Origin of the sequence: Paenibacillus sp. FSL W8-0439 (assembly GCF_038008995.1) — a bacterium.
In the GTDB taxonomy this organism is placed as follows: Bacteria; Bacillota; Bacilli; order Paenibacillales; family Paenibacillaceae; genus Paenibacillus; species Paenibacillus polymyxa.
In genome coordinates this window covers 722,993-737,790 of record NZ_JBBPAK010000001.1, presented here as the reverse complement: position 1 = coordinate 737,790, position 14,798 = coordinate 722,993, and the positions used below count along the sequence as shown (strand labels likewise).

Annotated in this window: 11 protein-coding genes; 7 read left to right on the top strand and 4 right to left on the bottom strand. The window is 47.5% G+C overall.

Annotated features, from left to right (window positions below):
* Positions 1–213 precede the first annotated feature (213 nt).
* The 3 genes from MKX36_RS03300 (at position 214) to MKX36_RS03290 (ending at position 2,831) form a co-directional block, all read left to right on the top strand.
* Positions 214–1,557, top strand: coding sequence for a glycoside hydrolase family 30 protein (locus MKX36_RS03300; RefSeq protein WP_340864212.1), 1,344 nt, complete (start codon positions 214–216; stop codon positions 1,555–1,557).
* A gap of 163 nt (positions 1,558–1,720) precedes the next feature.
* Entirely contained in the window at positions 1,721–2,116 is a 396-nt protein-coding gene (locus MKX36_RS03295) for a winged helix-turn-helix transcriptional regulator (protein ID WP_016819416.1), read from the top strand.
* Positions 2,117–2,384: 268 nt separating this feature from the next.
* On the top strand, positions 2,385–2,831 hold the full coding sequence (locus MKX36_RS03290) for a hypothetical protein (protein WP_340864211.1): 447 nt from the start codon (positions 2,385–2,387) through the stop codon (positions 2,829–2,831).
* A gap of 106 nt (positions 2,832–2,937) precedes the next feature.
* Here the strand turns inward: MKX36_RS03290 and MKX36_RS03285 are convergent, their stop codons facing one another.
* The gene (locus MKX36_RS03285) at positions 2,938–3,429 is read right to left on the bottom strand and encodes a phenolic acid decarboxylase (protein WP_016819418.1); all 492 of its coding nucleotides are present in this window, start codon (positions 3,427–3,429) and stop codon (positions 2,938–2,940) included.
* A gap of 164 nt (positions 3,430–3,593) precedes the next feature.
* On the opposite strand from MKX36_RS03285, the gene MKX36_RS03280 reads away from it, so the two are divergent.
* Entirely contained in the window at positions 3,594–4,142 is a 549-nt protein-coding gene (locus MKX36_RS03280; protein ID WP_016819419.1) for a PadR family transcriptional regulator, read from the top strand.
* A 75-nt stretch (positions 4,143–4,217) separates the two neighbouring features.
* Here the strand turns inward: MKX36_RS03280 and MKX36_RS03275 are convergent, their stop codons facing one another.
* The 3 genes from MKX36_RS03275 to MKX36_RS03265 are packed head-to-tail and all read right to left on the bottom strand — an operon-like array spanning position 4,218 to position 8,231.
* Positions 4,218–5,417, bottom strand: coding sequence for a Ger(x)C family spore germination protein (locus tag MKX36_RS03275; RefSeq protein WP_340864210.1), 1,200 nt, complete (start codon positions 5,415–5,417; stop codon positions 4,218–4,220).
* Entirely contained in the window at positions 5,414–6,508 is a 1,095-nt protein-coding gene (locus tag MKX36_RS03270; protein WP_103042159.1) for a GerAB/ArcD/ProY family transporter, read from the bottom strand. The genes MKX36_RS03275 and MKX36_RS03270 overlap by 4 nt, the downstream gene beginning before the upstream one ends.
* Positions 6,509–6,530: 22 nt before the next feature.
* A complete protein-coding gene (locus MKX36_RS03265; protein ID WP_340866061.1) occupies positions 6,531–8,231 on the bottom strand; it encodes a spore germination protein in 1,701 nt (566 codons plus the stop codon).
* Positions 8,232–8,476: 245 nt separating this feature from the next.
* Between MKX36_RS03265 and MKX36_RS03260 the strand changes: the two genes are divergently transcribed.
* From MKX36_RS03260 to MKX36_RS03250, 3 genes are all read left to right on the top strand, one after another.
* Positions 8,477–8,818: a phage tail protein gene (locus MKX36_RS03260; RefSeq protein ID WP_016819423.1), complete on the top strand. Its 342-nt coding sequence runs from the start codon at positions 8,477–8,479 to the stop codon at positions 8,816–8,818.
* A gap of 49 nt (positions 8,819–8,867) precedes the next feature.
* Entirely contained in the window at positions 8,868–12,758 is a 3,891-nt protein-coding gene (locus tag MKX36_RS03255; protein ID WP_340864209.1) for an immunoglobulin-like domain-containing protein, read from the top strand.
* A 210-nt stretch (positions 12,759–12,968) separates the two neighbouring features.
* On the top strand, positions 12,969–14,732 hold the full coding sequence (locus MKX36_RS03250; protein WP_340864208.1) for an exosporium glycoprotein BclB-related protein: 1,764 nt from the start codon (positions 12,969–12,971) through the stop codon (positions 14,730–14,732).
* The last annotated feature ends 66 nt before the right edge of the window (positions 14,733–14,798 follow it).

The window sequence follows — 14,798 nt, the reverse complement described above, 5'->3', positions numbered from 1 at the left end:
ATCGACTTCCCTCTTTCGGTCATTCTAGGACAACAGCATATCAAAGAGATGTGTACTTTATGTGTTCTCACCACTTCTTATTTACGGAAACTTCTCATCCGCAAATTTCACCTTGGATAAGGGCAAATTTGTCTTCGCTCAGACCATCTCTTCCCCTACGATCCTACCCTATAATAAGTAGAGATACAAAAAGATTGAACAGGAGGGGTACACATGAGCAATCAAACCATTCAGTGGTTTTCCACTTCCAAAGCTAATGCTTGGCAATCCCAAGCTCATCATTTGACCCAAACCCAAGAGAGTGCCAACCTAACCTTTACAGGAGAAACATATCAGCTTGTAGAAGGCTTTGGCGGCTGTTTTAATGAATTGGGTTATGTGGCCCTGAATCATTTGGACAGCGAAGAGCGGGATCAGGTGCTTCATGCTCTCTTTCACCCGGAGGGCGAGCACAAATTCACGATATGCCGACTTCCTATTGGAGCGAGTGACTACGCGCTGGAATGGTACAGCCATAATGAAACGGACGGCGACATAGAGATGAAGCACTTTTCCATTGAGCGCGATCAGCAATATCTCATTCCTTTTATTCGGGAAGCGTTACAACTCAATCCAGACTTGAAGCTGTTCGCCTCACCCTGGAGTCCGCCGACATGGATGAAATCACCGAAAGCCTACAATTACGGAACGATGCGCTGGGAAAAGGATATCTTGAAAGCGTATGCATTGTACTTTGTCAAATTTGTTCAGGCATACCGCGAGGCAGGCATTACGATTCATCAGGTTCATGTTCAAAATGAAGTCATTGCTGATCAGAAATTCCCTTCCTGCGTATGGACCGGAGAACAACTACGTGAATTTATTCGCGACTATTTGGGGCCTGCTTTTGAAGAACACGGACTGGATACGGAAATTTGGCTGGGTACTATTAACGCTCCCGATCCGTGGGAGGAATTAATGAAGAAAACTTCAACTGGCTTCGATGAGTATGCCCATACCGTATTGAGTGACCCCGAGGCCTATAAATATATTAAAGGTGTAGGTTATCAGTGGGCAGGTAAAAATGCCATTCAGCGTACCGTAGCCAGCTATCCTGAGCTTCGTTATATGCAGACCGAAAATGAATGCGGAAACGGAGAAAACTCATGGGACTACGCCAAATATGTATATAACCTGTACCAACACTACTTCACCAATGGCGTAAATGCATATATTTACTGGAATATGGTTTTGGAACCGCGAGGCAAGAGCACATGGGGCTGGGAGCAAAATTCGATGATCACCGTTGATCCAGCAGATCGAAAACCTATGCTGAACCCGGAATATTACGTTATGAAGCACTTTTCTCATTTTGTATTGCCAGGGGCCAGACGCATTGGAATTCAAGGTTCATGGGCTGGAAATGCGGTTGCTTTTCAAAATACAGACGGACAAAGGGCTTTGGTCATCGCCAACCCGTTCAAGGAATCTCGCGTGCTGAATCTGTCTGTCGGAGAAATAACACACCGTTTAGGGCTGGAGCCGGAGTCCTTTAACACCATCGTTATTCCTTCTTAAACGTCGTAGATTTCTGGAAGCTTCCAGCCTGGCGCACATCATCAGATTGTGATTTCAGTCTATTCGTATCCCATCGTATGCATAGTTTCCAAAATGGATGTATCTCCTTTTGCGTACTGTAGTTATACATAGTATACTTGAAATAACTACGGACAGGAGGTCGATGAACATCACAACTGTAAAAGACCGGATTGATTTGAAGCTGATTAATTGTGATAAAGAATTGACTCTCGCGGTCATCGGTGGCAAATGGAAGCTGATTATTTTGTGGCATCTTGGTATGGAAGGCACCAAGCGGTTCGGTGAATTGAAGAAGCTGATCCCCCACATTACGCAAAAAATGCTGACCAACCAATTGCGCGAGCTGGAAGAAGATCAACTCATTCTGCGTAAAGTCTATCCTGTCGTCCCTCCACATGTGGAATATTCACTGACGGAGCATGGCGAAAGCCTGATCCCGGTACTGCGAGCGATGTACGATTGGGGATCTAACTATCGCGAGAACGTGATCTGGAAAGAGGAAAAAGAAGAAGCCATTCAGGATGTAACACCCGTGTGATTCAGCTAAACAAGCATTTTGCAATGCAGATATATATTTCTTGTAAAGACGACCCTGGGGTGACCTGGGGTTGTTTTTTGTAATATACAGACCATCGTCAAGATAATGAAAGAGACGGATACAAGTATCCGTTTCCATTGCCATTAAAATCCGTTTTCCGCTACATATTCTTGTTTTACGCTTATATTCATGATTTACATTACATCCGCTGTGACGTATGATTCTTCCATCCCTATTACAACGATCCCGAGAAGGAGGCCGTTCCAGTATGAACCTGACGCTTGCCCAGCCCTCAACGCTGCAAACGACGCAATTATGCATTGGTTCCATAGCAATTATCCAATACGACCATCGTCAATTTCCTGATCCTGAACAGTATCAACACCATTGCTGCGGCTTGCTTACTATGTCGTGTAACGGCGCTCAAGGCCTGGCGGAATATAAGCTGCCTGAAATTAAAGGCACCTTTGATCTCGTCCGCTGGGCTTCCGTATTTACCTCGCTCAAAGGTCTGTCCTTGACCGAGACCGAACAATATATTAAACACCGCGCTGATCACTGGGGATCTGTTAAAACAGAGCTGGCTCTATCTGCCCTATCCGATCTGGCTGCCCATGCGAACTCGTACATTCTCTCCCCAACAGCGACCACCCTCCACCCTCGGATTAGTCGTTCATATCTTATCGAGCATGGACTGGTCTACTATTCATTCTAGCTATCGTCCACCACTGCATAGGTAATCCACTCTCCAGTTTACGTAAAAAAGCCTGAGACTGCTTACCACAGGCTCAGGCTGTACAACTTCCATTAACCATGTTCGATTATGCTTGCAACTTCCCTGCGCGAATGTCGTCTGTCATTCCAGCGTAAGGTGCCTGAGAAATCAATTGTTCGTTGTTCACACCTGCATTTTCAATGAATGTAATATCCGCGAATTCAGGAACTACATACTTCGGATAGGTTTCATACTTTTCACGCGATTCTTCCATCAGCGGAATAAAATCGTTTTGGTAGCGTACCGTGATTTCTGGATGCTCATGAACCCATTTAGGGAAGAAAATAATGCCATGCATACGTTTTTCCTCAGGCATAAAGTTTAGGGAAACGTCTGTGCCTGTCGGTTCGGTCCACGATACTTTATACACATTCTCTACCAGCTTCACCAGATTGACCTTCTGATCACGTACCCAGCGTCCGCCTACCATACCACTATGAATGCGATAATCAATCGTATCCTCATTTTTAATATATATTTCGTACTCCCAACCATTCTCATAGGTGTAAATCATGTGACTGCCGATAAACTTGTCCATCTTGCATCCTTCTTTCCTTATTATGAGTTTATGAATTGAACAAGACACCAAAATAATAAATAATAATCATTCAAACATGTAAATATAAACATGTTTTAAGATACATATAAATTGTAGCGCTGTGATATACTATTGTCAAATACCCCATTGCGAGGAGAGCTACGTTGAAACGCACATTAAAATATGCCATTTTGGGTCTGGTTCACAAAGAGGAAATGAGCGGCTACGATATTACGAGCCAATTCAAGCAGGAAATTGGACAATTTTGGAGTGCTAAGCACAGTCAGATTTATCCCGAGCTCAAAAGACTGACCGAAGAGGGACTCATTGAATATCGCACCTCCATTACAGGAGCCAAGCTGGAAAAGAAGCTGTACTGTATTACCCCCAAAGGGACCCAAGAGCTGACCGAATGGCTGCTAAGCGCCAAAGAGTTACCGGAAACAGAAAAGGATGAGTTTATGCTCATGCTGTATTTCTCAGCAGCCATCCCCAAGGAAGAAAGTAAGCGCTTGTTCGAGGATCAGATTGCCAAACGTGAAGAAAAGCTGGAATACCTGTACGAAAGTAAAAATTCTCTCCAGCGGCTGGACGAGAACTTTCAAGTACCCGGCTCTAGTCAATTCGGTCATTATTTGGTGCTGAGCCGTGCCATTAATCGGGAAGAAAGCTATATTACGTGGCTGAAAGAAACACTGTCTCTGTTTAAATAGACTAAAAAACCTTCAATTCCACTTAGGTTCGTGGTATTGAAGGTTTTTCTATAACAGATGCAAACGAAATTCCTTTTAGTCTGCCGTCGTAATCGAAGAGCCGTAATCTTCAATATGAATATCTGTGCTGAACCGTACAGGAATGGTGCTAAAAGTGGTATCCCAATCCTTTTTGACCTTATGCCAAACTTTAGGATGTTGGATCCTCAAGACTTCTCCGAAACCTCCGACATCAACCTTCAGTTTTTGCATCTTAGCTACGGTTTGTTCAGCTAATGAATTCACTTTCTCCTGAAAGAGACTCTCTTCTTGTCCAAGCACATTATTGTTGCGCAAATCTTCATTCTTTATATGCACCTCCGAAACACGTCCCTCTGAGGTCATTTTTACCTGAAAGAAAATGTCGTCCCCCTGGACGATGGCCTTGATCTTGCTTTTACCCGCTTTGATCTCATATGCTATGTTTTTACCGCTTTTCGGATCGCGGCTTTTCAGCACGCCTCCCTTCAGCTCGCCTTTGATCCACATAAGACCCTCAACCTCTGACTCATTCAGATAACCACCGTATGTTTGCGTCTTTCCTTTAATGATTCCCGCACCTGCGAGCTTGATTTCATTCTCCGCCGTAATGACATTGGGTAATATAAAGCTTCTTCCGCCCTTCATGGGTCCGATCACTTTAACCAAGGCCATAGGCTTTATCAACCGTGCGTTCCGTTTCCGGTTTTGGAAAATATCCTTTAAAATATAGGCAGGAATCTGACCAGGGATTTTCTCTTGGAGTGTATTTCCCGCCTTTTCTGTACTAATCAGCAGCAGTACACTCGGCCGAATGTCATTATCCCCCAAGAAAAAGTCCAGCAGCTCATACAACGGAATCTTGCGAAGCAGACTGGAGCTGATAATAACCGTTTTCAAATGTTGCCCAATGGGAGGTCGATTGGTCCGCAATGAAATTTCTCTTATCATTTCAAAAACGGAATCGCCTGTTTCCGTAACATTAAAAAATTTCTTTGCTTGTGGAGAGGAGGTGTTGGAGCCGCCGCTTTCCTCTGGAATGACAAATTGAAAGGTTCCTGTAATTAACTCCTTTTTTGGATAATCTCCCCCTTCCTGATTAATTTCCTTTTCTTGCGAGGATTCTTCCGCTACATCTAAAGCAATGCCTGTCTCCAGATTTAGATCCTCTACTGGGGAGCTGCTCCAGCAACCTGAAAGTGTGCTGCATATCAGGAAAACCATCAATCCGAGTAATCCTGACTGGACTCTTTTCATGACCCCACCCCTCTCCAGCGAGAAATAAGCAGCAGGGGCAGTGGAAGTAGCACGAATAAAGCGAACGCTACATTTCCGATAACCGTTCCAAAAGAAAATAGCTCATTCAGGTTTTTCGGTATTTGGGATAAGAGGTAGATAAACGGAAGCAAAATGAACAACATCTTGGAATAAGAGCTATTCAAAATTTGAGATACTCCGAGCGAAGCACAATAAAAAGCAATACTGAATGTGGCAAAAATCTGCATGATCCAAATGGTCAGCAATAAGGACTCGAACCGTTCCAACAACAGATACTCCACTTCAAAGCTGCGGGCCAAATCTAAAAATGGCCAGGTTCTGCTCAAGACCCCTTCCATTGAAAAGGCGCCAATGCACAGGATCAACGTAGCTGTATAAAAAACGACCGCGATCCCAATCGCCAATCCGATTGCCTTGGTTGCTTTCTCCGGTTTTTCCATCCGACAAAGAATAATCAGCAAGGACTCTGTCCCCGTTAATGTCAGGATTGTAGTCTTGAGCGTTCTAAGCACTGGCATTCCCCCCTCCGACAAGACTGGACGCAAGTTATTCAATTCAAAAATATTTAAACTCAGCAAGCAAATCAGCAAAAAGATAGCCGCCGAAACCGGAAATATCAGTTGACATATCTTTCCTAATGAACCCACTCCCCCCATGCATAGGTACAGAGAGAGCCACATAAAAGGTGCTGAAATCGCCCACGCCGGAGTGCCTTCAAGCAGAAAGAACGACGTGACTTCCTCCACAGATCGAATTTCAAATGCGGCTATACAAACAAAATAAATAACAATCAGCATACCAATCCCTTTGCCAATGAATTTGCCTGTTATTTGCTGAACATACTGGTAAAAGGTACTTTCTGGAAACCGTGAGCTTAGTTTGACTATAACCCATCCGAACAGAAAAGTGCCCACCCCTGCTAAAATGACAGATATCCACGCATCCGGTGTTTTTGCAGCTTCAGTTGCTACTCTTGGAAGGGTAAGCAACCCGGCAGCCAGCATAAAGCAAACCACAATTGCCGTTGTCTGTAACGTTGTAATCTTATCCGCTTTTTTCCCACGGGCCATCTTGCTCCCTCCTGTGTTGAGCTCATCCTTGTCGCTTAGGGTCTTTATGCTTCAAAAGAATGGGTCTGTTTTTCATAAATTGCAACGGTGCTCGTACGAAGTAATCTTTCCAGTCTTTGAACGAACGGGGGGTCGTTAGACTAAGAAACGGAACACCAAAGCTGTGTAATTTAACCATATGAATACTCAGCATCAGAAAAAACATGATCACGCCATACAAGCCAAAGATGGACGCCGTGAACATGGCTCCAAAGCGCAGAACGCGCATGGATATGCCAGCGCTGTATACAGGGGCGGAAAAGGAAGAAATCGCCGTGACTGCCACCACAATGACGAGGATCGGGCTTACAATCCCGGCGTCAACAGCCGCCTGTCCAATAATCAAACCGCCGACGATACCCATCGCTGGACCGATGGGTTTGGGGAGCCGAAGTCCTGCCTCGCGTAAAATTTCAATGGAAATTTCCATAATCAGGGCCTCAATCAACGTCGAAAACGGCACTCCCTGTCTAGCACTGATAATGGAAATGACCAGCTTGGTTGGAATCAGTCCGGGATGAAACGAGATAAAGGAGATATAGAGCGCTGGAGCAAATAACGATATGAAAGTTGCCATAAACCGAAGAAATCGAATCAGCGACCCCGGTAGCCATCGCTCATAATAATCTTCGGGAGACTGGAGCATCATCCCATACGTTACAGGCATAAGAAGCGCAAAAGGTGTACCGTCCAGCAGAATCGCGACACGTCCCTCCAGCAATGCAGCCATGACCCGATCCGGTCTCTCCGTATTTTGAATTTGCAGAAATGGGCTAAGAAAATTATCTTCAATAAGCTGCTCTACATAGCCCGACTCCAGTACCTCATCCATATCAATGGTTTGGACCCGCCGCTTCACCTCATCTACAAGCTCCGGGTCGGCAATATCTCTGAAATACACTACCATCAGCTGTTTTTCCACTCTTTTGCCGACTTTGAAGGATGACATGGCCAGTTCTGTACTTTCTCCATGCCTGCGCAGCATCGCTGTATTGTCGCTGAGGGTCTCTGTAAAACCGACACGCGGTCCCCGCAGCACCGATTCCGATATAGGATCTTCCACCCCTCGTGTATTTCCTTTGGGTGTACCCAGCACAAAAGCACCCGGTATGCTCTGAATCACGAGTATGACTGAACCAAACAGCACCTTTTGCAAGGAGAACTGCACCTCTAACGTATACTCCGTCTCCGATACCAGCATGACCTGGTGAACAATCATATCCCGAAGCTCTTTTCCTCGCGGAAGCTCTCCCCTCTCTTGCCCGGAGCTACCCCAATCCATTAGCGGTTTTAATATATTCTGATCCATGCCAACCTTGTCCGTTAATCCATCTACAAAAAAAAGAGTGCTTACAGCGTTCAGATTTTCCAGAAAAATCGAGCGTTCATTTACGTCTGCCATATCTGCAACTGCTTGTCTGATTTTTGCTATATTGGCTTCATAATCTTCGGTAAAGGTCCCCTTTTCCTTCTCTGCCTCACTGACAGATGGATTATGATCTGCCTGCTCCGAACGATCTTCTTCTTCCATAAGCTTTAATCGTTCCATACGTCTGCTCTCTCGACCATCCAACGCTTTGAGTTGTCGTACTGCCAGAAAAATAATCAAAGGTATGATGAACAAAAAGAAGGCTTCCACCCACACATTCCATTTGGGCGCATGAGTTCCGATGACCTGCCACACGCTGTTCACTCCTTCACTTCCATAGGATTTGTATATAGATTTACCTGGATTAGAAAAAAGATGCATGAAGGATTGAGGCAGATGGAACAAATTTCTTTGCTCATAAAAGGAATAAAAAGGTGAATTTGATAGATGAGCTGTATTGCAAAAATGGAAATCCATGATAATATCTATTCATTCTATGACTAATGTCACAAATTTGTTGAATTCGTGGTCCATTATTCGAATCTAAAGGAGTTGTAGGTATGAAGAATCATTTTTGGAAGAAAGCCGCCGTATTGAGTCTGTTGGCGGTCATTTTGTTAGGAGGAACAGCGATTAGCCCCAAACAGGCACACGCAGGTTATGAGCCTTATATGGGGGAAATTACGATGTACCCATACACGTTCGCTCCTAAGGGCTGGCTAAAATGCGAAGGCCAGCTGTTGCCCATTGCTCAGTATTCAGCATTATACAGTCTGCTGGGCACTAATTTTGGCGGTGATGGAGTGCGTACATTTGCATTGCCTGACTTGCGTGGAGCTTCCCCGTTGCCGAATGTAAACTACTACATCGCAATCGAAGGGGATTACCCGTCCCGCCCATAATATGAACACGCTCAAGTGGTGTGCTATTTAATAAAGAAGAGGTGATAGCGTGCTCGAAGGAAATAACTTCACACGCAACAAGTTAAAACCCTACCGTGTGCTGATTCCACTGCTGCCATTTATCAGCGGTGCGGCTTTGCTCATAGGGACGAATGAAACCAATGCTGCCGGTTGGGAAAATGTAGTGCTTAACAAACCAACAACATCAAGTGGCTACACCCAGCCCTATGATCCCTCCAAGGCTGTGGATGGGTCAATCGAACCGACAAGCCGCTGGTATCAAGCCAGCAACGGTGAAAAATGGATCGAGGTAGATCTGAGAGACTGGTATATCGTAGATCGATACGTTGTTACAGGTATGGGTGTCCATTATGGATGGAACGATGAACGTGATCCATACAGTTTCCGATTGCAGACGAGTAGCAACGGATTTAATTGGGCGACTGTGGATACTGTGCAGAATAATGTGAGCTCTAATTTTCAAAAGAGCATTACTCCTGTAACTACACGATACCTTCGATTATATATTGATCAAGGAAATGCAAGAAACAATCAATGGGCCTCCATCATGGAATTCGCAGCTTATGGGGAACGACTCCCCATTCCACAGGCTCCGGGTCATTTTACAGGTACTAAAAATGGAAATACGGTGGAGTTAAGCTGGGATGCCGTTCCTTATGCAACTTCCTACAAAGTCGTGCGTGATGGTATAACGCTCTATACAGGCAAATTAACCCAGTTCATAGACACATCAGCATTGCCGCCAGGTGAAGCAGTTTACACGGTTCAGGCCGTGAATGCTAAAGGGGAGAGCACTCCCTCAGAGGTCAAAGTGACCATACTTACCGATGCCGAGAGAGTTGCACAGGCAAAAGCCGCGCTCGCTCTAGGTCTAGCACCTGGTGATACAGTAGAGTCGGTATCCCAAAAGCTGACACTGCCACTCACTGGGTTAAATGATACGACGGTGAGCTGGAGTTCGGATACTCCTGCCGTCATTACGAACGAAGGAACTGTAATACGCCCGCGATACGACCTGGGTGACCAAAAAGTAAAACTGACAGCAACGATTGCGAAAGGAACTGCCTCGGATACCCAAACTTTCGAAGTTACCGTTTCAAAGATGACTGCTCAAGATACATTAAATCAAGCAGCAGATGCCCTATCGCTTGGTGATTTGTCTGCGGTACAACAAAATGTATCTCTCCCTCTCTCCAGTTATGGTGGAGTGCAGATCGAATGGTCCTCGTCCAAACCTCTTGTCATTGCAGCAGATGGAACACTTACCAGACCTTCCTATAGTAGTGGAGATACGGACGTTACCCTAACGGCTACCCTGCAACTTGCAGGCTTAACGAAAACAAAGGATTTTACTGCACACGTACTCCGTCTGCCGATGAGCGACACTGAAGCCGTGGACGCAGCATACAGAGCACTAGAACTACCGCTAACGACAGTAACCGGAGACGTATATTTGGCAAAGGATGCGCTGAATGGTGTTCAGGTGTCATGGTCGTCGAGTCAACCTGAGTTCCTGGATCATACTGGACATGTAACCTTCCCAACCTATGTACAGGGCGATCAGACCATCACGCTGGAGGCGGTTGTGTCAAGAGGTGGGGTTGAGCTTCGAAAAACCTTCAGTCTGCTCGTACCTGCATTGCCCGTAAGCGCTGATGAAGCAGTGAATTTGGCGGCAAATACACTGAATCTGGATTACCCGCAAGGGATTAAGGATTCCATCGCCCTGCCTCGTACAGGGGCATTTGATACCCAGATCGACTGGTCCTCGGATCAACCGGATATCCTCAGTGATAGTGGTCAGGTAAATCGGCCTAAATATACAGACGGTGATATGAATGTACAGTTAATTGCTATGATTTCTAAAGGCATAGCTTCTGTCCAAAGAACATTCACGATCACCGTGCTGAAAGCATTGCCGAATACACCTTATGTACGACTGAACGGCAATAATCCAATTGTTTTGGAAACCGGCGACAGCTTCACGGATCCGGGAGCCAGTGTATTGGACAGTGTATACGGCAATATCCTGGTCCCCGATCTTTCAGGGATCGGCAATGTCGATACGAATGTACCTGGTGTATACGTATTGAACTATGCTTATAGCGACAATGGAAGTTGGACCGCAGAACCGGCAGAACGCCGTATAAACGTGTTGCCCCGTGCTGTTGCAGCCGCAGCAGGCGACGAGGATATTGCCTCTGTGATTGTCACAGGCGCTTTACCGAGCGCACGGCTTGAGCTGTATAATGCCCAGCAGGAGCTTATAGCGGAAGGAATCGCTTCGAGTGAGGGAAAATATACATTTACACCTGTACCCGAAGGAGCCAGCTTCTATGTGCTGCAGAACGTAAATGGCATGAAGAGCGCTCCCTCAGGGCTAGTGTATCCGCAAGGATTAACCGCGCAGCGTGTCGCGGATTCCATCACAAGCATACCTGCCCCTACAACAAGTGATACACTGCTTAGGTTGCCTGCCGTACCTAATGGCTTCCGTGTGACCATCAGCAGCAGTAGTCAGCCAGACATTGTGCGTACAGACGGAACTATTGTTCAAGCAGACACCCCTTCCGTTGTCACTGTCATGCTGAATGTCATGAAGGTAAGTGATGGTTCTCATGCTTTGACGCAGGCCATAGAAGTCATCGTCCCTGCCAAAGTAAGTGTGGACACAGGCAAGTCTAATAAAGATAAAAATGAGGATCAGGATCTGTCTGCTGGCATACAACAGATAGGATTTTTAGAGCAAGGGAAAACAGTCTCCCTCTTTGTTCCTCCTGCGGCATTCCTGGATGAACAGATCCAACAAGCACTTCGTGAAGGCAAGGCATACGCTGACATTCGTTTGGAGCAGGAAAAGCAAATGAGTCGTGTTCTCCTCACTCATTCTGTACTAAATAAATGGGATCAGCTCGGAGCTTCAGTGATATCCCAATATGGGACGCTGATGGTATCCAGTGACACACTAACCAGCATGGCCGCCTCAGGTCAGCAGGATGTCACCATGTCATTCCAGCAGGCAGATCAGCAATTTCGCGATTGGGCCGAGCAGCAACCCAACCTGAAGCTGATAGGACCGGCTGTAGAAATTAAAGCTAACGTGACAGGGAATTCGTCCATCGTTCTGCCGCTGGATAGCGTATCCTCAAGTGAATTGCAAAATGTTGAACCTCAATTCTCCATTCTTGTGATGTATGAAAATGGTGAACGTGAGATTCTAAAAGGTACTGCTGTGGTGAATTCACAAGGGATTTTGTCGGGTGTGAGTCTGAATACGTCTCGATTAGGTACCTTTGCCGCTGCCATCTCTACGAACGCGTCTCAGGTAGATCAGACCCGTGTACAAAATGACCCACTCCATTCGTCAGATTCACAAGAACCAGCTCAGGTATGGCCGGACCTACAAGGTCACTGGGCAGCGAAGTCCCTACAATCTCTTGCAGCCAAAGGCTGGATGCAGGGCTATAAAGACGGCAACATGCGCCCTGAGCGTGCGGTGAGCCGTGCAGAATTTGTAGCCACATTGATCAGGGCTTTAGGAACTACTGGAGACGAGAGCCTGTCTACCTCATTTACAGATATGAAGGGGCACTGGGCTGGATCGGCCGTGGATGCCGCTTACCGTCAGGGATGGATTCAAGGGCTAACTGCTCAGACGTTCGGACCTAATGAGAGCCTTACCCGTGAACAGGCGATGGTGATCCTGTCACACGCGATACAGAATCAGACATCCATTTCCAGTCCTACTGGACTGCAATCCTACAAGGATGATCAGCAGATTGCTTCCTGGGCTTCCACAGCATTCGAGAAAGCCATAGGCTCGGGTTGGATCAGCGGGTATCCTGATGGAACGCTCAAACCGAAAGCCGCCATTAGCAGAGGCGAGATGGCTGAACTGCTGGTACGAATTTTCAAATAAATCTGCCGAAGACATATAATCTAATAGACTACACACTAAAGCGCGGTCCCAGGCATTTGGGAACCGCGCTTTTGTTATCAATATTTTATTAAGCTTTGCTTGTGTATTCACCCTTTTCACTTCAATAAATATATTATGAATATCTGTAAAACGGGGCGATTAACCATTGTCACCTCTACAGTAGGCAGAATGAGGAGGAGATACTTGAGCATGAAACATAAAAGACCGTTCAGGTTCAGTGGTGCTTCAAAAAAAGATGAGGACTGCAAACCATCAAGAGATATTAGAAGTATCGAAACGCTTCTCAAGCTTATTAATGAATTGACCTCGATCATCCCACTTGTATTCGCAAACCCTTCTGCGGCTAATGTATCTTTATTGCAACAGATTTTAAGACAATTACTGTCTCTGGCGAAAAGTTTAAGACTTAGAGGCGGGGCTAGGGCAGATTTACTGGCGGCGTTGGAGCTTGCTATAGTAGCGTTAGAAGCCACGCCTTTCTCTCCGATCAGCGTAGGTACTACATTACAGCAACTGCTGGATGCCCTATTATCCATCGTTCTACAGGAATCCCTCAGTCCAACTCTTAAAGACAGTTTAATCCGTGCAATCAGAACTGCGGGAACGACGGTTAGCAACGCACTAAGTGAACCGTATTTGTCAGGGGAGCCCGGCCCACAAGGGCCTCCGGGACCTGTGGGGCCTGGTGGTGCGCCTGGTCCAGCAGGTGTGCCGGGCCCTCCAGGACCTCCCGGGTCTCCAGGACCTGTAGGTGCCGCTGGGCCTGTCGGAGCTGAAGGACCTGCTGGACCTGCTGGGCCTCCGGGAGCTGCTGGACCTGTAGGTGCCGCTGGACCTGCCGGGCCTGTCGGAGCCGCAGGGCCCATCGGGGCCGCCGGACCTGAAGGGCCTGCTGGACCTCCGGGAGGTGTAACAGGCGCTACGGGACCGACCGGCGCTGATGGTCTGCCGGGCGCGGTGGGTGCGGTCGGTCCTGCTGGAGCCACGGGACCGACTGGCGCTGATGGCCTGCCGGGCGCGGTGGGCGCGGTCGGTCCTGCTGGAGCCACTGGAGCGACTGGCGCCGATGGTCTGCCGGGCGCGGTGGGCGCGGTCGGACCCGCTGGAGCTACGGGACCTACCGGGGCCGATGGGCTGCCGGGCGCGGTGGGCGCGGTCGGTCCTGCTGGAGCCACGGGACCGACTGGCGCTGATGGCCTGCCGGGCGCAGTTGGCGCGGTCGGTCCTGCTGGAGCCACGGGACCTACCGGCGCTGATGGCCTGCCGGGCGCAGTTGGCGCGGCCGGTCCTGCTGGAGCCACGGGACCGACCGGCGCTGATGGCCTGCCGGGCGCGGTGGGCACGGCCGGACTCGCCGGAGCCACGGGCGCAACAGGTGTTGGCGGAGCTACCGGAGCCACAGGGGTTACAGGCGTTACTGGAGCCACTGGTTCGGGCGCAATCATCCCATTTGCTTCGGGTGGACCAGCAATTTTGACAACCATTGCCGGCGGACTGGTTGGAACCACAAGTTTAATCGGCTTTGGAAGCTCAGCAACAGGCATTAGTCTCGTAGGCGGTATCATTGATCTCACAGGTACGCTTGTAGGACCAGTCATTAACTTTGCTTTCTCCGTTCCACGGGGTGGTGTAATCACATCCATTGCCGGATATTTCAGTACAACTGCTGCTCTAACCCTCTTGGGATCATCCGTTAGCATTACTGCCCAGTTGTTTAGTTCCCCGACACCTAATAACACCTTTATAGCCGTTCCCGGAGCTACCGTTACATTGACCCCCCCGCTAACTGACATCGTTGCATTAGGAACGACTTCTAGTGGTATTGCTACTGGATTGGCTATACCCGTAACCGCACAAACCCGTCTGCTTATGGTTTTCTCTGCCACAGCTACAGGAATTTCTCTCGTTAATACCGTGGTGGGCTATGCAAGTGCAGGCGTTACCATTACCTAATCCAAAACAAAAAGGGCCCACAGGATTATTCCTGTCGAGCCCTTTTTATTTTTATTCCTTCAAATA